This is a genomic window from Paraburkholderia sp. RHO2, from assembly GCF_050955445.1.
In the GTDB taxonomy this organism is placed as follows: Bacteria; Actinomycetota; Actinomycetes; order Mycobacteriales; family Mycobacteriaceae; genus Prescottella; species Prescottella agglutinans_A.
In genome coordinates, this window is record NZ_CP162617.1 from 3,408,616 (window position 1) to 3,427,506 (window position 18,891).

18 protein-coding genes are annotated in these 18,891 nt (G+C 70.2%); 4 read left to right on the forward strand and 14 right to left on the reverse strand.

The features are described 5' to 3' along the window. The first annotated feature begins 38 nt into the window (after positions 1-38). Entirely contained in the window at positions 39-413 is a 375-nt protein-coding gene (locus ABTV10_RS15880; protein WP_499028383.1) for a VOC family protein, read from the forward strand. Positions 414-420: 7 nt separating this feature from the next. Here ABTV10_RS15880 and ABTV10_RS15885 read toward each other — a convergent pair whose 3' ends face one another. Then, positions 421-1,353, reverse strand: coding sequence for an NAD(P)H-dependent flavin oxidoreductase (locus ABTV10_RS15885; RefSeq protein WP_499028384.1), 933 nt, complete (start codon positions 1,351-1,353; stop codon positions 421-423). An 11-nt stretch (positions 1,354-1,364) separates the two neighbouring features. Then, complete coding sequence (gene lepA, locus ABTV10_RS15890) at positions 1,365-3,227, reverse strand: translation elongation factor 4 (RefSeq protein WP_499028386.1); 1,863 nt, start codon at positions 3,225-3,227, stop codon at positions 1,365-1,367. Between the two features lie 536 nt (positions 3,228-3,763). On the opposite strand from lepA, the gene ABTV10_RS15895 reads away from it, so the two are divergent. Next, positions 3,764-4,321, forward strand: a complete 558-nt coding sequence (locus tag ABTV10_RS15895; protein WP_499028387.1) for a type II toxin-antitoxin system PemK/MazF family toxin — start codon at positions 3,764-3,766, stop codon at positions 4,319-4,321. 72 nt (positions 4,322-4,393) lie between these two features. On the opposite strand, the gene ABTV10_RS15900 is transcribed toward ABTV10_RS15895, so the two are convergent. After that, positions 4,394-5,164 carry an aquaporin gene (locus tag ABTV10_RS15900; protein ID WP_433605397.1) on the reverse strand — a complete coding sequence of 257 codons (771 nt, stop codon included), beginning with the start codon at positions 5,162-5,164 and terminating at the stop codon, positions 4,394-4,396. A 326-nt stretch (positions 5,165-5,490) separates the two neighbouring features. Here ABTV10_RS15900 and rpsT point away from each other — a divergent pair, with 326 nt between their 5' ends. Continuing rightward, on the forward strand, positions 5,491-5,751 hold the full coding sequence (gene rpsT / locus ABTV10_RS15905; protein WP_433605399.1) for a 30S ribosomal protein S20: 261 nt from the start codon (positions 5,491-5,493) through the stop codon (positions 5,749-5,751). A 134-nt stretch (positions 5,752-5,885) separates the two neighbouring features. Here the strand turns inward: rpsT and holA are convergent, their stop codons facing one another. From holA to ABTV10_RS15960, 11 genes are all read right to left on the reverse strand, one after another. Next, a complete protein-coding gene (gene holA / locus ABTV10_RS15910) occupies positions 5,886-6,863 on the reverse strand; it encodes a DNA polymerase III subunit delta (RefSeq protein ID WP_499028389.1) in 978 nt (325 codons plus the stop codon). Beyond that, positions 6,860-9,241 carry a ComEC/Rec2 family competence protein gene (locus ABTV10_RS15915; RefSeq protein ID WP_499028391.1) on the reverse strand — a complete coding sequence of 794 codons (2,382 nt, stop codon included), beginning with the start codon at positions 9,239-9,241 and terminating at the stop codon, positions 6,860-6,862. The genes holA and ABTV10_RS15915 overlap by 4 nt, the downstream gene beginning before the upstream one ends. A 16-nt stretch (positions 9,242-9,257) precedes the next feature. Next, positions 9,258-10,133: a ComEA family DNA-binding protein gene (locus ABTV10_RS15920; protein ID WP_499028393.1), complete on the reverse strand. Its 876-nt coding sequence runs from the start codon at positions 10,131-10,133 to the stop codon at positions 9,258-9,260. Positions 10,134-10,202: 69 nt separating this feature from the next. Next, entirely contained in the window at positions 10,203-11,072 is an 870-nt protein-coding gene (locus ABTV10_RS15925; protein WP_499028396.1) for a DegV family protein, read from the reverse strand. Positions 11,073-11,076: 4 nt separating this feature from the next. Further along, entirely contained in the window at positions 11,077-11,859 is a 783-nt protein-coding gene (gene octT, locus ABTV10_RS15930) for a diglucosylglycerate octanoyltransferase (RefSeq protein ID WP_499028398.1), read from the reverse strand. 13 nt (positions 11,860-11,872) lie between these two features. After that, positions 11,873-12,538: a histidine phosphatase family protein gene (locus ABTV10_RS15935; protein WP_499028400.1), complete on the reverse strand. Its 666-nt coding sequence runs from the start codon at positions 12,536-12,538 to the stop codon at positions 11,873-11,875. Further along, positions 12,535-12,954 (reverse strand): ribosome silencing factor, encoded by a 420-nt coding sequence (gene rsfS / locus ABTV10_RS15940; RefSeq protein ID WP_499028402.1) that lies wholly within the window; start codon positions 12,952-12,954, stop codon positions 12,535-12,537. Before rsfS ends, ABTV10_RS15935 begins: the two co-directional genes overlap by 4 nt. Beyond that, complete coding sequence (nadD, locus tag ABTV10_RS15945) at positions 12,955-13,695, reverse strand: nicotinate-nucleotide adenylyltransferase (protein ID WP_499028404.1); 741 nt, start codon at positions 13,693-13,695, stop codon at positions 12,955-12,957. Positions 13,696-13,731: 36 nt separating this feature from the next. Next, on the reverse strand, positions 13,732-15,180 hold the full coding sequence (locus ABTV10_RS15950; RefSeq protein WP_499028406.1) for a vWA domain-containing protein: 1,449 nt from the start codon (positions 15,178-15,180) through the stop codon (positions 13,732-13,734). A gap of 13 nt (positions 15,181-15,193) precedes the next feature. Further along, positions 15,194-16,105, reverse strand: a complete 912-nt coding sequence (locus ABTV10_RS15955; RefSeq protein ID WP_499028407.1) for an AAA family ATPase — start codon at positions 16,103-16,105, stop codon at positions 15,194-15,196. Between the two features lie 20 nt (positions 16,106-16,125). Beyond that, entirely contained in the window at positions 16,126-17,409 is a 1,284-nt protein-coding gene (locus ABTV10_RS15960) for a glutamate-5-semialdehyde dehydrogenase (protein ID WP_433605417.1), read from the reverse strand. 71 nt (positions 17,410-17,480) lie between these two features. Between ABTV10_RS15960 and ABTV10_RS15965 the strand changes: the two genes are divergently transcribed. Then, positions 17,481-18,866, forward strand: a complete 1,386-nt coding sequence (locus ABTV10_RS15965; protein WP_499028409.1) for an amino acid permease — start codon at positions 17,481-17,483, stop codon at positions 18,864-18,866. The last annotated feature ends 25 nt before the right edge of the window (positions 18,867-18,891 follow it).

Here is an 18,891-nt window from a genome sequence, read left to right on the forward strand (position 1 = left end):
CACGCGCGAATGTCGGCGGTCTGTGTCACGATCGGCACATGCTGGATCATCTGGGAATCCAATGCACCGACACCGCCGCGAGCGCGGCGTTCTACGACAGGGTCCTCGCGCCGCTCGGCGGGGTCCGGATCAAGGAGTACGGGCCGATCATCGGCTTCGGCGTTCCGCCGCACCCGGACTTCTGGATCAGCCCGCGGGTGCCGGCCGACGCGGGATTCCGCGAGAACCACATCGCGTTCCGCACCGAGACCCGGGCCGCGGTCGACGCGTTCTTCGCCGCGGCCGTCGAGGCGGGGGCCGAGGTGCTGCACGAGCCACGCGAGTGGCCGGAATACCACCCCGGCTACTACGGCGCGTTCGTCCGTGATCCCGACGGCAACAACGTCGAGGCGGTCTGCCACCACCCCGTGTAGTCCGTCGTCAGTAGCTCCGCCGGAGCAAGCGCTCCGCGTCGACAGCGATGGACCGCACCACGTCACCGGCGGGGCGCTCCGACGTCACCAGACCGGCCACCTCGCCCGCGTACACGACCCCCTGGTTCGGGTCGGCGGGATCGTATGCAGCCGAGAGGGTTTCGTTGTCGGCACCCTGCGCGTGCCACTTCGCGGTGTAGTCGTTGGCGAGGGCGCGACCGCCCCAGCGGGCGGGCCACGGCTGATCGCGGGCCTGATCGAACACCGACGTGTAGACGGTGTCGGCGCTGCCGGCCTCGATCAGCTTGGCACGCGCGTACGCGGGGCCGATCGTCTCAGGGCTGGCGAGCAGCGCTGTGCCGATCATCGCGCCCTCGGCGCCGGCGGCGATGACGGCGGCCAACCCACGACCGGTGCCGATGCCGCCGGCCGCGAGCACCGGCAGGCTCGTCGCGTCGAGCACTTCCTGCAGCAGCGGCAGCATGCCGATGCGTCCGGTGTGGCCGCCCGCCTCACCGCCCTGCGCGATGACGAAGTCGACCCCGGCCCGCTCGACCACCCGCAGGTCGTCGACCGTGTTGACCTGTGAGACGGCCAACGCCCCGGCCGCGTGGACCCGCTCGATGTACGGCGCGGGGTCCCCGAACGACAGCGACACCACGCGCGGCTTCTCGGCGAGCGCTGCGTCGAGCAGGGTGTCGTCGACATCGAGGGACCACGTCATCAACCCGATGCCGAGCAGTCCGCCGCCGATCTCGCGGGCGATCGCGGACTCCTCGGCGATCCAGTCGGGGGTGGCGTAGCGGGCGGCACCGAGCAGACCCAGGCCGCCGGCCCGGGTCACCTCTCCGGCGAGCTGGCCGCCGGCGCGCCCACCCATGGGGGCACCGAAGATCGGCACATCCAGCCCGAGCTCACGGGTCAACCAGGTGCCGATCATCGAGTGTCCTCCTACTTGCCCTTGGGCTTGTCCGCCACCGACTCGTTCGACAGCGCCGCGACGAACGCCTCCTGCGGGACCTCGACACGACCGATCGTCTTCATCCGCTTCTTGCCCTCCTTCTGCTTCTCGAGCAGCTTGCGCTTACGGCTGATGTCGCCGCCGTAGCACTTGGCGAGGACGTCCTTACGGATCGCGCGGATGTTCTCGCGCGCAATGATCTTCGAGCCGATCGCGGCCTGGATCGGCACCTCGAACTGCTGACGCGGGATCAGCTCGCGCAGCTTGGTGGTCATCTTGTTGCCATAGGCGAACGCGGCGTCCTTGTGCACGATCGCACTGAACGCGTCGACGGTCTCGCCCTGCAGCAGGATGTCCACCTTCACCAGCGCGGCCTGCTGCTCACCCGACTCCTCGTAGTCGAGGCTCGCATAGCCCTTGGTCCGCGACTTGAGGGCGTCGAAGAAGTCGAACATGATCTCGCCCATCGGCAGCGTGTAGCGCAGCTCGACGCGAGTCTCCGAGAGATAGTCCATGCCACCGAGCTCACCGCGTCGGGACTGACACAGCTCCATGATCGCGCCGGTGAACTCGCTCGGCGCGATGACGGTGCACTTGGCCATCGGCTCGTACACCTCGCGCACCTTGCCCTCCGGCCAGTACGACGGGTTGGTGACCTCGTGCTCGGAGCCGTCCTCCATCACCACTCGGTACACCACGTTCGGGGCGGTGGAGATCAGGTCGAGGCCGAACTCCCGCTCGAGCCGGTCCCGGGTGATCTCCATGTGCAGCAGGCCCAGGAAGCCACAACGGAAGCCGAAGCCGAGGGCCACCGAGGTTTCCGGCTCGTAGGCCAGCGCCGCATCGTTGAGCCGCAGCTTGTCCAGGGCGTCGCGCAGCACCGGATAGTCAGAGCCGTCCATCGGGTACAGGCCGGAGTAGACCATCGGCTTGGGGTCGCGGTATCCGGTCAACGGCTCGGACGCGCCGTTGCGCGCGGTGGTGACCGTGTCGCCGACCCTCGACTGCCGCACGTCCTTGACGCCGGTGATCAGATAGCCGACCTCCCCGACACCGAGGCCGGCGGTGGCCTTGGGCTCGGGCGAGATGATTCCCACCTCGAGCAGTTCGTGCGTGGTGCCGGTCGACATCATCGTGATCTTCTCGCGGGGACGGATCTTGCCGTCGACCACACGCACGTAGGTGACGACGCCGCGGTACGCGTCGTACACGGAGTCGAAGATCATCGCGCGCGCCGGACCGTCCGCGTCGCCCTCCGGGGCGGGCACCTGCTTGACGACCTCGTCGAGCAGTTCCTTCACACCGACACCGGTCTTGCCGGAGACCTTCAGCACGTCCTCGGGCTCGCACCCCACGATGTGCGCGATCTCGGCGGCATACCGCTCGGGGTCGGCGGCGGGCAGGTCGATCTTGTTGAGCACCGGGATGATGGTGAGGTCCTTCTCCATCGCCAGGTACAGGTTGGCCAGGGTCTGCGCCTCGATGCCCTGGGCGGCGTCGACGAGCAGGATCGCACCCTCGCAGGCCTCGAGCGCGCGGGACACCTCGTACGTGAAGTCGACGTGGCCGGGCGTGTCGATCAGGTGCAGGACGATCTCTTCGGTGGTGCCGTCCTCGTTCTCGACCGTCCACGGCAGCCGCACATTCTGCGCCTTGATGGTGATGCCGCGCTCGCGCTCGATGTCCATGCGGTCGAGGTACTGCGCGCGCATCGCACGCTCCTCGACGACACCGGTGAGCTGCAGCATCCGGTCGGCCAGCGTCGACTTGCCGTGGTCGATGTGCGCGATGATGCAGAAGTTCCGGATCTTCGATGGATCCGTGAACGTCTTCTCCGCAAAGTTGCTGCTCAAGCCCAATTCCCTCGTCTCACTCGCGCACTGACATCGACCCGGTCCGGTCGCCCGTCCCGCACTGGTCCCGCACCATGATCGCATCGACCGCGTCCCGTGCCCTCCCATCATCCCCTGGACAGAGCAGTGCGTACACATCCAGGGTCGCGCGGGCGACTACGACCTCAGGCTCGGCATGCCCACCCGTCGACCGAATCGTCGAGTACCCGACACAATGCGCACAGCGAGTACGGAACCTCGGACGGGCCTCGCCCCGACCGACGATCGAACGCGGGGATGCGACTTCCCCGCGGGCAGTCAGCGAAGACGTGGAAGACCATCCGATCGGGCCGGGTCGTCGAGAAGTACGGCAGCGCCTTCCTCATGAAGCATTTCAGTCCATCCTCCCCGAGATTCGGAATCCTCCGCGACGACCCGGTCGAACCGAGTCCGTCTCCGATTCATCGCTATTTCCCGGCGCGTGAGTTACATCGCTGTGACACCCGCCGCATCGGCGTCCCGAACCGGACCCCGCATCGCAACTAAGCTCGGATGCCATGGCGAGCACGTGGGGCAGTATCGGCAGGAAGCTCGGCACCTTCGCCGTCCAGCAGGGCCCGAAACTGCTTCGGCAGCTTCAGAACACCGGGCCGGTCAAACGCGCGACCGAAGCGCTGGCCGGGCCGCCGCCTCCCACGGTCGCGCCCGGCCGGCCGGTCTCGCGCAGCTCCGCTCCCACCGCCCACCGCGCGCGTCGGATCGAGTACGCGCCCAGCCTGGACGGTCAGGCCGATCCGGGCGAGATCGTGTGGACGTGGGTCGCCTACGAGGACGACCCGAGCCAGGGCAAGGACCGCCCCGTCCTGGTCGTCGGCCGCGACGGGCACACGCTGCTGGGGTTGATGTTGTCGTCGAAGAGCGGGCGGGACGACGACCGCAACTGGCTGCCGCTGGGCGCCGGTTCCTGGGACGCCGAGAACCGCCCCAGCTGGGTGCGACTGGACCGGGTGCTCGACGTCCCCGAGGCCGGCATCCGCCGCGAGGGCGCCATCCTCGACCGCGACCGCTTCACCGCGGTCGCCGACCGCCTGCGCTCCCAGTACAGCTGGACTTGACAGCGGCACCCGCACAACGCGAGGGGCCCGGCACACGGATGATCGTGTGCCGGGCCCCTCGCGTTGGCCGCGTCAGTCGTTGAGTCGGTTGAAGCGTCCGAAGAGGGCGCGGTAGATGACCGCACCCAACGCGCCGCCGATCAACGGGAAGACGATGAACAACCACACCTGCGCCATCGCGCCGTCCTGGTAGGGCGCGACCGCGAAGCTGCGGGCCGGGTTGACCGACGTGTTGTCGATCGGGATCGAGATCAGGTGGATCACCGCGAGCGTGAAACCGATCGAGACACCCGCGAGCGGAACGTCCGACAGCTGGTCGGTCGATGCCAGCACCACGAAGACCAGCAGCGCCGTCAGCAGGATCTCCACCGTCATCGCGGCACCGATGCCGTAGCCCGGCAACACGAGCTGGCCCAGCGGGCCGGTCTCCGCCGAGGGGCTGTGCACACCCCAGCCGTTGGCGGCGAGGCCGTCCTCGGCACGGTTGTAGGTGGGCAGGCTCTGGGCGATCGTGTACACCGCCAGACCGGCGACGAGACCGCCGACCACCTGGGCACCCATGTAGATGCCCGCCTTGGCGCCCGAGATCCGGCCGAGAATGAAGTGGCCGAGGGTCACTGCCGGGTTCACGTGGCAGCCCGAGATGGGACCGATCGAGTACACCAGGAACATCAGCGTCAGACCGAACGCGAGCGCGATCCCGAGCTGTCCGACCTTGGCCCCGGCGAAGACCGCCGTTCCGATCGCAGAGAAGACCAGGACGAAAGTGCCGATACCTTCCGCCAAGTACTTCTTGAGATCCGAAATCTCTTCCTTTTCCGCAATTTCCTGTGCTGTCGACATACATCCACCTCCTGAACCCGCTGTTGTGTGCACTGTCGGTCGGGACTTTACGTACAAGCTGGTCTGTTTGCGCGATTTGGAGCGTGTCGGCTTCCGAATCGGTATGTCCGAGTTTCGGTTCCGTGGGCCGAGTAGATCGCCGATCGAAAACGGCCCGCAGGCTGCAGACTCGGCGCCCGAGCGGCGGATCGTCGACGGCGCGCGCCGCGCAGCGGTCGGCCGCCGGTTTGAGATCGCGACACCGGTGCTGGTAGTGTCGTCGGTCGGTACATACGTGTGCCCAGAGCTTTTCGACAGAAACCAGCAAAGACGACAGGATTTTACGCGTGGCCAACATCAAGTCCCAGGTGAAGCGGATCCGCACCAACGAGCGCAACCGACTCCGCAACCAGTCGGTCAAGTCCTCGCTGCGTACGGCGATCCGTTCCTTCCGCGAGGCCGCGGCAGCCGGTGACAAGGACAAGGCCAGCGAGCTCCTCGTCACCACCAGCCGCAAGCTCGACAAGGCAGCCAGCAAGGGCGTCATCCACGCCAACCAGGCTGCCAACAAGAAGTCGGCGCTCGCGAAGGTCGCCAACTCTCTCTGACAAGTTTCTGACGGTTCCACCGTCGCAAGCTCTGTAGAACTAGCCCCCCGATCCACGATCGGGGGGCTAGTTCTTGTCGCGGTCCGGTGGTCGAGCCAAACAGGCGAGGCCGTCGCCCGACGTCGGTGCAGCGGTCAGCGACCGGCGTGGAGCGACGCGACGCGCTGCACCGCCCACTCGACGGCGTAATCCGCGTCCGCGGCCTGGCCCTTCACATCGGCGTTGAGCTTGGCGACGACCTGCAGGGCCTCGCCGATCGACGCGGGATCCCAGCCCCGGGCCTGCCCCTGCGCCTTCTTGATCTTCCACGGCGGCATGCCCAGTTCGGACGCCATCCGGAACGGGTCGCCGCGGCCGGCCGAACCGACCCGGGCGATCGTGTGCACGGCGTCGGCGAGCGCGTCGGCGAGCAGAACGTGCGGCACCCCGCGGTGCATCGCCCACCGGAGGGCTTCCATCGCACCGCGCCGGTCGCCAGCGACCGCCTTGTCCGCCACGTCGAAACCCGACACCTCGGCCTTGCCGGAGTAGTACCGCTGCACCGCCCCGGCGTCGATCTTCCCGCCGGTGTCGGCGACCAACTGCGAGCAGGCCGCCGCGAGTTCACGCAGGTCGGATCCGACGGCCTCGACGACCAGTTCGATCACCTCCGGGGACACGCGCACGCCCGCGGCCCGGAACTCGCCGCGCACGAAGTCCACGCGTTCGCCCGGCTTCAGCTTGGCGCACTGGTGCACGGTGGCGCCGGACTTCTGCAGGACACCCGCCATCGCCTTGGCGCGGCCAGCACCGGAGTGCAGCACGACCAGCACCACACCCTCGGGCAGGTCCGCGGCGGCGTCCTGCACCAGGGTGACCGCGTCCTTGCCGGCCTCCGCGGCCGCCTCGAGCACGATCACCCGGTCCTCCGCGAACAGCGACGGACTGAGCAGCTCGGCCAGCTCGGGGGCGCTCGCGTCGCCGGCGCGCAGCCGCGAGACGGGGATGTCCTCGCCGGCCGGGCCGGCCGCGGCACGCACCGTGCCGATCACCGACGCGACCGCGCGCTCGACCAACAACTCCTCGTCGCCGAGGACGAGGTGGAGCGGATCGGGTCGCGTAGAGGTGCTCACCGGACGATGGTGCCATGCGAACGCCCTACCACCGCAAGTGCCCCGGACCCGGATCGGATCACCGCGACGTCGCCGTCCGTGTCGGTACGCATCGTCACGGCCCCCAGCGCAGTGACGCGGTCGACGATGCCGGGATTGGGATGGCCGAACGGGTTGTCGGCGCCGACGCTGATCACCGCGAGGCGCGGCCGCACGGCGGCGATGAATTCCGGTGCCGTCGTGCGTGATCCGTGGTGCGGCAACTTCAGTACGTCGGCCCGCAACGACACCCCCGACCGGAGCAGCGCACGCTGACCAGCCTCCTCCACGTCACCGGTCAGGAGAATGGTGCCGGCCGGTGTGTGCGCCTTGATCACCAGTGAGGTGTCGTTGGCTGCGTCGTCGGCCGCCTCCTCGGTGCGCGGCGGCGGCAGCAGCGGACCCAGCACCTGCAGACGCAGTCGTCCCATGGTCAGCTCACGCCCCGGCGCCAGACGCACCAACGCGACGTCGGCGCGCGCCGCCGCTGACGACACGAACCGGGACCCGCCGCCGGGCAGATCGGATGGGCCGATCGCGATCGCGCCCACCGCACGGCCGCCGAGCACACCGTCGAGCCCCCCGTAGTGATCCGCGTGCAGGTGCGTCACGATCACCAGCGCGATCTCGGCGACGCCGAGGCGTCGGAGGCAGCGGTCCATCGGTCCTGGATCGGGACCCGCATCCACCACCACGGCACGGCCGTCGCCGGTCGACAGGACCAGGCCGTCGCCCTGCCCGACGTCGCACGCGACGAACGACCAACCGTCGGCCGGCCACCCCGGCGAGTACACCCGGGTCGGCACCCAGACTGCGGCCGCACCGATCACGACTGCCAGCAGGATCCGGCGCGACCACCGATACCGCGCCGCGACCGCCACGACCGCCAGACCCACCGCGACCAGAACCGCGCCCGCCAGCCCGTTGCCGACCGCCACCGTCGCGCCCGGGACGGCCGCCGCCCGGTCGGCGACCTCGAGCAGCCACCACAGCGGCGGACCCGCGATCCGCACGACAAGCGCTGCGGCCGGCGCCCACACCGCGGCGAGGACCGCGGTCACGGCGCCGACGACCGTGATCGGCGCGACGACCGGGGCGACGACGATGTTCGCGACGATCGACACGACGCTGACGGTGCCCGACATGGCTGCCACCAGCGGCGCCGTGACGACGAACGCCGCGACGGCCACGGCGCACATCTCCGCCAGCCACCGCGGCCAGCCCCGCGCGCGCAACCGGTCCACCAGGACCGGCGAGACCACGACCAGCCCGGCGGTCGCGGCCACCGACAGCGCGAATCCGAAATCGACCGCAAGCGACGGGAACAACGCAAGGAGCACGATCACGGAACCGGCCAGCGCGGGGATCGCCTGTCTGCGACGACCGGTCACCAATGCCAGCAGGGCGACGCTTCCCATCGCGGCGGCGCGCAGCACGCTGGGCGACGGCCGGGCGACGACGACGAAGGCGGCCAGGGCCACCCCGGCCAGTGCAGCCCCGGTGCGGGGACCGATCCCGGCTCCGCGGACCAGCAGCAAGACGGCCCCGAGCACGATCGAGACGTTCGCGCCGGACACGGCAGTGAGGTGCGAGAGTCCGGCCGCGGTGAACGCGTCCTTCGTCTCCTGCGGCAGCCCGGACGTGTCGCCGACGACGAGACCGGGCAGCAGCCCAGCCTGGTCGGGCGGCAATGCCGAGGCGGCCGCGGACGCCAACCGCTCGCGGAGAACGCCGGCCCAGCGTTGGATCGTGGGGGGTGGGTCGACGCGGCCCGGCGGGCCCGTGGCCCGCACCACCGCGACCGTGAGATCGCTGCGCTCGGGCGCCGCGAGTCGTCCGCGCAGCGTCACCTGCTGGCCGGGCAGCAGGTTTTCCCACTGCGGCGCATCGGCGAACACCAGCACCGAGCCGCCCACGTCGGTCGTGCCCCCGGCGTCCGTCACGGACCGCAGCGACGCTCGGATCATCAGCTGCCGACCGCCTCCGAAACCGGTACTGCGCAACGGCTTCGGACCATCGTCGAGGACCACGGTCAGCGTGGCCGAGGAGCCCGTGGTGACTTTCTCGGCGAGCGGGTGGACGGCGAGGGCGTGGGCGCGCACGGCGATGGCCGCGGCGAATCCCGCACCGAGGAAGGCGGCCGCCACAGCCGCCGCACCGACCCCGATCACGATCGGCGACGCAGCGCGGCGGCGTCCCCACACCACGGCGACCCCGGACGCCATGCCCAGCCCGACCAGCCCGACGCCGAGGACCGCGGCGGCCCGCGATCCGGCGAGCATCCCGACCGTCGTCGCCGCCCAACACATCGCCGCCGACGGCACGAGACGCAGATCGCGCGGACGATCCCTGTCGGTCACGGGTGGGCTCACCGCGTCACACCGTCACCAGGTCGCGCAGTTTCGCGAGCCGGGCGGGTCCGATGCCGTCCACCTCGCCCAACTGCTCGACGTCGGTGAACTTGCCGTTGGTCTGCCGCCACGCCACGATGGCGGCCGCCGTGACCGGCCCGACACCGGGCAGCGCGTCCAGGTCCGCCTCCGCGGCGGTGTTCAGGTCCACCTTCCCCGCCGCCTTCGCGGGGGCACCGGCGCCGTCGGGCACCCCCGTCCCCGATCCCACGCGGGCGCTGCCGACGGTGGTGGGCCCGCCGTCGGGCGGCACCACCCCGACGAGGATCTGGTCACCGTCGTCGACCTTCTCGGCCATGTTGAGCCCCAGCACATCGGCGCCGGGCCGCGGACCGCCCGCGGCCGCGAGCGCGTCGGCGATCCGAGACCCGGCCGGCAGGCGCACCAGCCCCGCCTGGTTGACCAGTCCCACGACACTGACGACGAGTTGCGTGTCAGGTTCTGCAGGCACCCCTCGAGGAGCCGGCGGCGCGGAGGGATCCACCGCCCCGGCGTCCTGCTCCCGGACCTCCACGGCCGGCAGCGGCGGAACCGCCTGCGCGGTGGGGCGATCCCGCCACACCGACACCGCCGCGATGCCGGCCGCGACCACCCCGACCACGACGAGGGCGGCCGCCCCGCGTCGTCCCGGGTTCAGTCGTGTCCCCCACCGCCGCGGCGAATCCCGCAGGCCGTCCGGGTCGTCCCGTGAATCGTCCTGATCGGACAGCCATCCCGGCGCCCACGTCGGAGTGTCGTCGTCATCGACGGCGTCGCGAACGCCGGGACGCATCGGCGTCGGCATGGTGGACGCCGCCGCGAGCCGGCTCCGCACCCTCGCTCGATCCTGATCGGTACCCATGGCGCCGACCGTAGGGGCCGAGGACGACGCAGGACCGCCCGCGAGCGCGTCAGGGAAGAAGTCTGTGGATCAATCGCGGGCTGTGGATGAATCCCCGGACGGGTCCTGGGCATCCGCACCGCCCGGGCACACCACGACACCGACCGCGCCCGGGCCGACGTGCACGCCGAGCACGCTGCCGATCCCGGTGACGACCATCTCGGTGACCGCGGGGATGCGTTCTTTCAATTGCGCGGCAACCTCTTCCGCGCGCTGGGGCGCGTCCAGGTGCTGCACGGCGACGGCCGTCGGTTCCGCGCCGACCTGTTCGACGGCCGCGTCGACCAACTTGGCCAGGGCCTTCGTCGACGTGCGGGTCTTCTCCCGCAGCACCAGCTTGCCGTCGACCAGGTGCAGCACCGGCTTCATCGCCAGCGCCGTGCCGAGCAGCGCCGCGGCCGTGCCGATCCGCCCGCCACGCCGCAGATGGTCCAGTCGGTCGACGACGATCAGGGTGCGCCCGCGGGCGGCCACCTCGACGGCCTTCTGGTACACCGCCTCGAGCCGGCCCCCGGCACGCGCAACCCGGGCCGCGGCGAGCGCCGGAAAACCGAGGCCCATGCCGGTCGACGCGGAGTCGACGACGCGCACCTTCTCCCCCAACGTCTCCGCCGCCCGACGACCGGCCTCCCACGTCCCCGACAGCTGCCGGGAGATGTGCACGGCGACGACACCGTCACCGCCGCTGTCGGCCAGCGCGGCCGCGTAGGCATCGCCGAGCTCACCGGGCGACGCCCCCGACGTGGTCACCCCGGACAGCCCGTCCGGGACGTCGTCGACACCGTCTCGATAGTCGTGCCCGTCGTGGAGCACGTGCAGTGGCACGACGCGGATGCCGAGCCTGTCCACCAGCTCGGGTGACAGGCAGGCGGAGGAGTCGGTGACGACGACGACAGGCACGCCCCTACCCTATTTCGCTCTCGGCGGGGGCTGCAGTGCGACGGACGTTCTTGATCGCGTCGATCATCGCCGCCGCGACCTCCTCGTGCGCGTCCCAGCCCCAGTGGATGCCGTCCGGGTTGGCGCGGTCGGAGAAGATGTTCTCGCGCACCGCGGCCGCGAGATCGACCATCGGAACGCCCTTCTCGGCCGACCACGCCTCGAGCGCGCGCACCGCCGGGCCGCGCCCGGTGTGTACCTGTGCGTACGCGTCGCAGCGGTGCACCGAGGGATACGTGCCGATCACCGGCAGGTCCGGCCGGATCGCGGCGAGTGCGTCCCGGCAACTCTCGAGGTACTCGACCGACAGTTTCGGCGGCAGCGCCACCGGACGGCCGAGCTTCGACAGCCGCGGCTGCAGCCACTGGTAGCCGGAGCGCACCACGCGCCGCAGCGCCGGCGGACGGATGTAGCGCAGCTGCTCACGCAGCGCCGTCGGCAGCGGGGACGGCAGAGAATCCATGCCGCCGACCGCGAACACCACGGCACCGGCCTGCGGCACCGCCGCCCACACCCGCGGGTCCTGGGTGATCGCCCACCACGCGTCCCGACTGGTCCAGCCGATGCGCGCGACGAGTTCCACGCGCCAGCCCAGTTCCTTCGCCACGAGGCTCGGCCAGATCCGCGGATGGTCGGCCGGGAGCCCACCCTTGGGCCCGTAGTACGCCAGCGAATCCGCGACCACGAGCAGGACGGGCTGCTGCGTTTCGGCGGACGTCGCGACGGCCTCGCCGTCGGGGGACGTCACGACGGCACCACCGTCAGAGCACGTCGCTCGCTACGCTCGACGACGCGTTCCACACATCCAATCGCCATACCGGTTCTGGTCCCTCCCCATGTCCGCTGAGCTGCACCCAGCTGGTGTTCCCGAGTCCTCCGAGCACCGGCCACCGATCCACCGGCAGGTCGAGCAGCCGCGCGGTGAGCGCGGCGATGAGGCCGCCGTGTGCGACGAGCACCAACGGATCCGAGCCCCAGTTCTCGTGCCGCGCGAGCAGTTCCTGCACGACCGGCAGGCTGCGCTCGGCCACGTCGATGCGGCTCTCCCCGGCCGGCGGCGCCCATTCGGCGTCGGTGCGCCATCGGACCCGCGCGCCGGGCGACAGCACGTCCACGTCGCCGTGGGTGAGACCCTGCCACTCCCCGAGGTGCGTCTCGCGCAGCCGGCTGTCCGTCTCCACCGACAACCCGACGTGGTCGCCGAGCGCGAGCGCCGTGTCGTACGCGCGCCGCAGATCGGACGACACGATCGCGAACGGCCGCTTGTCGGCCAGGGCCTGCGCGACATTCTTGGCCTGCGTACGGCCCAGATCGGACAGGTCGGTGTCGAGCTGACCCTGCATCCGATCCGTCGCGTTGTACTCGGTCTGCCCGTGCCGCAGCAGGATCAGACGCCGGACCGCGGGCAGCGCCGCGGCCGCCGTCACAGCTCCGGCTCCCCCGCGTCGTCGACCGGGTCCGTATCGATCGGCAGCTGCCGCGGCTCGATGCCCTCCACCGGGACCTCCGGGCAGTCCTTCCACAGCCGGTCCAGCGCGTAGAAGTTGCGCTCGTCGGTGTGCTGGACGTGGACGACGATGTCGACGTAGTCGAGCAGCGCCCACCGCCCCTCACGGGTGCCCTCACGACGCACCGGCTTGTGCCCGGTCTCGCGCAGCTTGTCCTCGATGTTCTCGACGATCGCGTTGACCTGACGCTCGTTGGGCGCGGACGCGATGACGAAGCAGTCCGTGATCACGAGCTGCTCCGAGACGTCCAACACCACCACGTCGGAGGCCAACTTCTCGTCGGCCGCCAGTGCGGCGGTGCGTGCCATGGCGATGGCCTCGTTCGATGCGCTCACTCAGTGTTCTCCCGGTTCTGCTTGTACTGAAGATTGTGAAGGTTCGGTCGGCGCCTGTCGCGCCGGGACCGGCTCGGACATCGTCGCCTCACCGTCGAGCCGCGCCGTCCCGTGCGGCCGGTACAGGTTGCGCTTGCTGATGTACTGCACCACGCCGTCCGGCACGAGGTACCAGACCGGCCGGTGTTCGGCCGCCCGCAGGCGGCACTCGGTCGACGAGATCGCCAGGGCCGGGATCTCGATCAGCGTCACGGCGTCGAGCGGGAGCCGGTCGAGGTGGGACGAGAGATGCTCGGTGTGCAGCTCGTACCCGGGGCGGGAGACGCCGACGAACTTCGCGAGTGCGAACAGCTCCTCCCAGTCCTGCCACGACAGGATGCTCTCGAGCGCGTCGGCGCCCGTGATGAAGTACAGCTCCGCGTCGGGGTGCTGGGCGCGCAGGTCGCGCAGCGTGTCCACCGTGTAAGTGACCTTGCCGCGGTCGATGTCGACGCGGCTCACCGCGAACCGCGGATTCGACGCGGTGGCGATCACCGTCATCAGGTAGCGGTCCTCGGCCGGGCTGACCTCGCGGTCATCCTTCTGCCACGGCTGACCGGTGGGGACGAAGATCACCTCGTCGAGGTCGAACCGATCCGCGACCTCACTGGCGGCGACGAGGTGCCCGTGGTGGATCGGGTCGAAGGTGCCACCCATCACGCCCAGGCGGCGCCGGTGGGTGTTCGATGTCCGCTGCTGCACGAGAGTCCAGCTTACGGGCTGGCGCAGGGCGCCGATTCACACAGGCAGCAAACCGGCGACGACCGCGGCGAGCTGCTGGGCCGATCGACACTCGTGCATGTCGATCACCTCGTTGTAGACGAGCGCGGCCGAGTCCCCGGTTCCCCACTGGCCGCGGGGCTCCGGGTTGAGCCAGTGCGCGTGCTTGGCGACCGAGACGAGATGTTCGAGGGCCGGCAGCCCCGCATCGCGGTAGTTGTTGCGCGCGTCGCCGAGCACCAGCAGCGAGCTGCGGCTGGTGAGGCTGTGCGCGTACCGTTCGGCGAACACGCCCAGCGAGTGCCCGTAGTCCGAGTGGCCGTCGTAGGTGATCAGCTCGGCCTCCCGGATCATCCGCGACATGGCGACGCCGAGATCCGATCCGCTGTCGAAGAAACGGGTCACCTCGTCGGTCGTGTCGATGAACGCGAACACCCGCACCCGCGAGAACTGTTCCCGCAGCGCATGCACCAGCAGCAGCGTGAAGTGCGAGAACCCGGCGACCGATCCGGAGACATCGCACAGCAGGACCAGTTCGGGACGGGCCGGTCGCGGCTTGCGCTGCACCAGATCGATCGGCACCCCGCCCGTGGACATGGATTTGCGCAGGGTCCGGCGCAGGTCGATCGCGCCCGCACGGGCGCGGCTGCGGCGCACCGCCAGCCGGCTCGCGAGCAACCGTGCCAGCGGCGTCACGCTGCGCCGCAAGGCCACGAGTTCGGAGTCGGACGCCCGCAGGAAGTCGACCTCCTCGGCGAGCCTCGGCACCCCGTAGTTCGCGACGCGTTCCTTGCCGATCTGCTCCGCCGACCGACGCCGCGTCTCGGAGTCGACCATCTTCCGGAAGTCCATGATCCGCTGCAGGGCAGCCCGCTTGGCCACCTCGGACGCGTAGTCGCCGCCGGGCTTGCCCTCGCGCGACTGGTTGCCGAGCAGTCCGGAGAGGATCTTCTCGAGCAGCTTGTCCGGCGCCACGTTGCGCAGCGCCTGGTACGCCGAGAACGACGGCCCGTTGGCCGAGTCGTACCGGCCGATCTCCTCGACCATCTGCGCGACGACCGCCTCGAGCTGTTCGAGCGCCTCCGGCGAGTCGTCGGAGAGCAGCTCGGCGAGCAACTCCTGCAGCGCGTCGAAGTCGATCTCGCCGTCCGGGGTCCGAGGGATCGTCGGGGCGTCGTCCGCGCTCTGAGCGCGCAGGCCCACTCCGGCCGGGAACCACAGATCGAACAGCGCGTCGAACGTGGCGCGATGCGTGGGGCGGCGCAGCAGCGCGCACGCGAGCCCCTCGCGCAGCGCCTCACGGTCGAGCAGGTCGAGCACGGACATCACCTGACCGGCGTCGACCGTCTCGGACGGGCCGACGGCGATGCCGCGTCGACGCAACGCCTCGACGAAGTCGACGAGATGCCCGGGCAGGCCGTACGGCGCGGGCGGGCCTCCACGACGGTGCGCGGGCGAGGTGACCATCGACTCGGTCCCCTCAGTTGAGGCGCAGCTCGGCGGCGGCGCGCTGCTGATCGGCCCGATGCTTGAGCACCACACCCATCGTGGCGCGGACCGCGTCGTCGTCGAGGGTGTCGAGGCCCAGGGCGAGGAGCGTGCGGCCCCAGTCGATCGTCTCCGACACCGACGGCACCTTCTTGAGCTGCATCGCGCGCAGCACGTTGACGGTCCGGACGAGCTGCTCGGCGATCGCCTCGGGCAGCTCCGGGACCCGGCTGGCGAGGATTCGGCGCTCGAGTTCGGCGTCCGGGAAGTCCAGGTGCAGGAACAGGCAGCGACGCTTGAGCGCCTCCGACAGCTCCCGGGTGGCGTTCGAGGTGAGCACCGCGAACGGCTTGCGGGTCGCGGTGACGGTGCCGAGCTCGGGAATCGTCACCGCGAAGTCGCTGAGCACCTCGAGCAGCAGACCCTCGATCTCGACGTCGGCCTTGTCGACCTCGTCGACCAGCAGCACCGTCGGATCCTCGCGGCGGATCGCGGTCAGCAGCGGACGCGACAGCAGGAACTCCTCCGAGAACACGTCCTGCTTGGTCGCGTCCCAGCCGTGATCACTGCCGTGTCCATTCCCCGTCGCTCCGCTCGCCCCGGTCTGGATACGCAGGATCTGCTTGGCGTGGTTCCACTCGTACAGCGCGCGGGACTCGTCGACCCCCTCGTAGCACTGCAACCGCACCAACTCGGCGTCCGAGGTCTGCGCGACGGCGCGCGCCAGCTCGGTCTTGCCGACGCCGGCCGGACCCTCGATCAGCAGCGGCTTGCCCAGCCTGTCGGCGAGGAACACCGCGGTCGCGGTCGCCTTGTCGGCGAGGTATCCGGTTGCGGCGAGACGCTCGGCGACGTCGTCGACGCTCGCGAACAGCGGCGGTGCAGTCGGCAGTGCCCGGTCCACACTCGCTCCTTTCGGGCCGTCTAGGCCGGTCGGGTATGACCGTCTCCCCAGACAGTCCACTTGGTCGAGGTGAGCTCGCCCAGGCCCATCGGGCCGCGGGCGTGCAGCTTCTGCGTGGAGATCCCGATCTCCGCACCGAACCCGAACTGCTCACCGTCGGTGAACGCAGTCGAGGCGTTGACCATAACCGCGGCCGCATCGACCCGCGCGGTGAACTCGCGCGCAGCGGACAGATCCGACGTCACGATCGCCTCGGTGTGGCCGGTGCCGTAGCGGTCGATGTGCTCGACCGCGGCGTCGATGCCGTCGACGACCTTGAGCGCGATGTCGAGGGTCAGGTACTCCTCCGACCAGTCGTCCTCGGTGGCCGGGACCAGGCCGGGGAGGTCGCCGTGGACGGTGACGCTGTGCATCTGCAGCGCGGCCAGCAGCTTGGGGACCGCGGTCTCGGCGATCGCGGCGTCCACCAGCAGCGTCTCGGCGGTGTTGCACACGCTGGGCCGGCGGGTCTTGGCGTTGATGACGATCTTCTCGGCCATCTCGAGGTCCGCCGCGGCGTGCACGTAGACGTGGCAGTTGCCGACACCGGTCTCGATGGTCGGCACCGTCGCGTCGCGCACCACCGCGTTGATGAGGCCTGCGCCACCGCGCGGGATGACGACGTCGACCAGCCCGCGGGCCTGGATCAGGTGGGTGACGCTGGAGCGGTCCGCGCTCGGCAACAGCTGGACGGCATCCTCGGGCAGACCCTGCTCGGCCAACGAGGCACGGAGCACGGTCACCAGCGCGGCGTTGGAGCGGGCGGCCGACGACGATCCGCGCAGCAGGGCCGCGTTGCCGGACTTCAGGGCCAGGCCGAAGGCGTCGACCGTGACGTTGGGACGCGCCTCGTACACCATGCCGACCACGCCGAGCGGGACCCGGACCTGCCGGATCTCGAGCCCGTTGGGCAGCGTCGAGCCGCGGACGATCTCGCCGACCGGGTCGGCGAGGCCGGCGACCTGACGCAGACCCGACGCGATGCCCTCGACACGCGCGGCCGTCAACCGCAGTCGGTCGAGCAGGGACTCCTCGGTACCGGTGGCGCGGGCCGCCTCGATGTCCTCCGCGTTGGCCGCGAGGACCGCGTCGGTGGCGGCGACGACCGCGTCGGCCGCCGCGTGCAGCGCAGCGTCCTTCTGCGCGGTGGTCAGCAGCGCCAGGACACGCGATGCGACGCGCGCGCGACGGGCCGCCTCATGCACCTCCTGGCGGGTGTCCCCGGAGTCGCTGGCGGCCGGTGTGGTGTGCGTCGCGGCAGTCATATCTACAGATTAGCGACCGGTGGGCGCGCATAATCGTTCTGCCCACGCGCCGTCGGCCGAAGGAATAGTCAGTGTCGCAACGCGAGACGATTTATCAAGCCCCCTCCGAGGGATACAGTCGCGGCCTCAACGCCCGCACCGTGCAGATGATCGCGCTCGGTGGCGCGATCGGTACCGGCCTCTTCTACGGTGCCGGCGGCGCCATCGAGGAGGCTGGGCCGTCGCTCATCCTCGTCTATCTGGCGGCCGGCCTGGTGATCTTCGTCATCATGCGGGCGCTCGGCGAACTGCTCACGTACCGGCCGATCTCCGGCAGTTTCGCCGAGTACGCGGAGGAGTTCCTCGGGCGGTTCTTCGGTTTCGCGACGGGGTGGGCGTACTGGGCGGTGTGGGCCGCCACGTGCATGGCCGAGATCACCGTCGCCGGTAAGTACGTCGAGTACTGGTGGCCGAGCGTGCCGGCGTGGCTGACCGCGCTCGTCGTCCTGGTCGTCCTCTTCAGCGCCAACCTCATCTCGGTGAAACTGTTCGGCGAGGCGGAGTTCTGGTTCTCGGCCGTCAAGATCACCGCGATCCTCGGCATGATCCTGATCGGCATCGGCGTGCTCACCCTCGGCTTCGGTCACGCCACCGATCCCACCGTGACGAACCTGTGGGATGACGGCGGTGTGTTCCCGAACGGCTTCGGCAGCGCCCTGATGACCCTGCAGGTGGTGATGTTCGCCTATGTGGGCGTCGAACTGGTCGGCGTCACCGCGGGCGAGGCCGAGGATCCCAAACAGACGCTCCGCAAGGCGATCAACACCCTGCCGTTCCGCATCGGCCTCTTCTACATCGGCTCGCTGGTCGTGATCATGTCGGTAGCCAGCTGGCAGGACTTCCACGCCGGCAAGAGCCCCTTCGTCGAGGTGCTCGAGCAGATCGGCATTCCCGCCGCCGCCGGGATCATGAACTTCGTCCTGCTCACCGCGGCGCTGTCGTCGTGCAACTCGGGCATCTACTCGACAGGCCGGATGCTGCGCAGCCTGTCGCTGCGCCGCCAGGCACCGGCCGCGCTGGGAAAGCTGAGCGGACGCCAGGTCCCGTACGCGGGCATCACCATGTCGGCGGCGGTCATGGTGATCGGCGTGGTCGTCAACGTGCTGTCGCCGGACCGCGCCTTCGTCTACATCACCTCGGTGTCGACGATCGGCATCATCTTCGTGTGGGGCGTCATCCTGCTCTGCCACCTGCGGTACCGCCGTTTCGTCAACCGCGGCGCACTGCCGGCGTCCGACTACCGACTGCCCGGCGCGCCCTACACGAACTGGATCGCGTTGGCGTTCCTGGCGCTCGTCGTCGTGCTGCTCTTCTTCACCGACGCCGGCCGGATCGCCCTCGCGGTGGGTGCGGTGTTCGGTGCCATGGTCGGCCTCGGCTATTACACGATGCTCGGGCGGGCGTCGTCGCGGTACTGACATTCGTTCCCCGGCAACGCCGCCG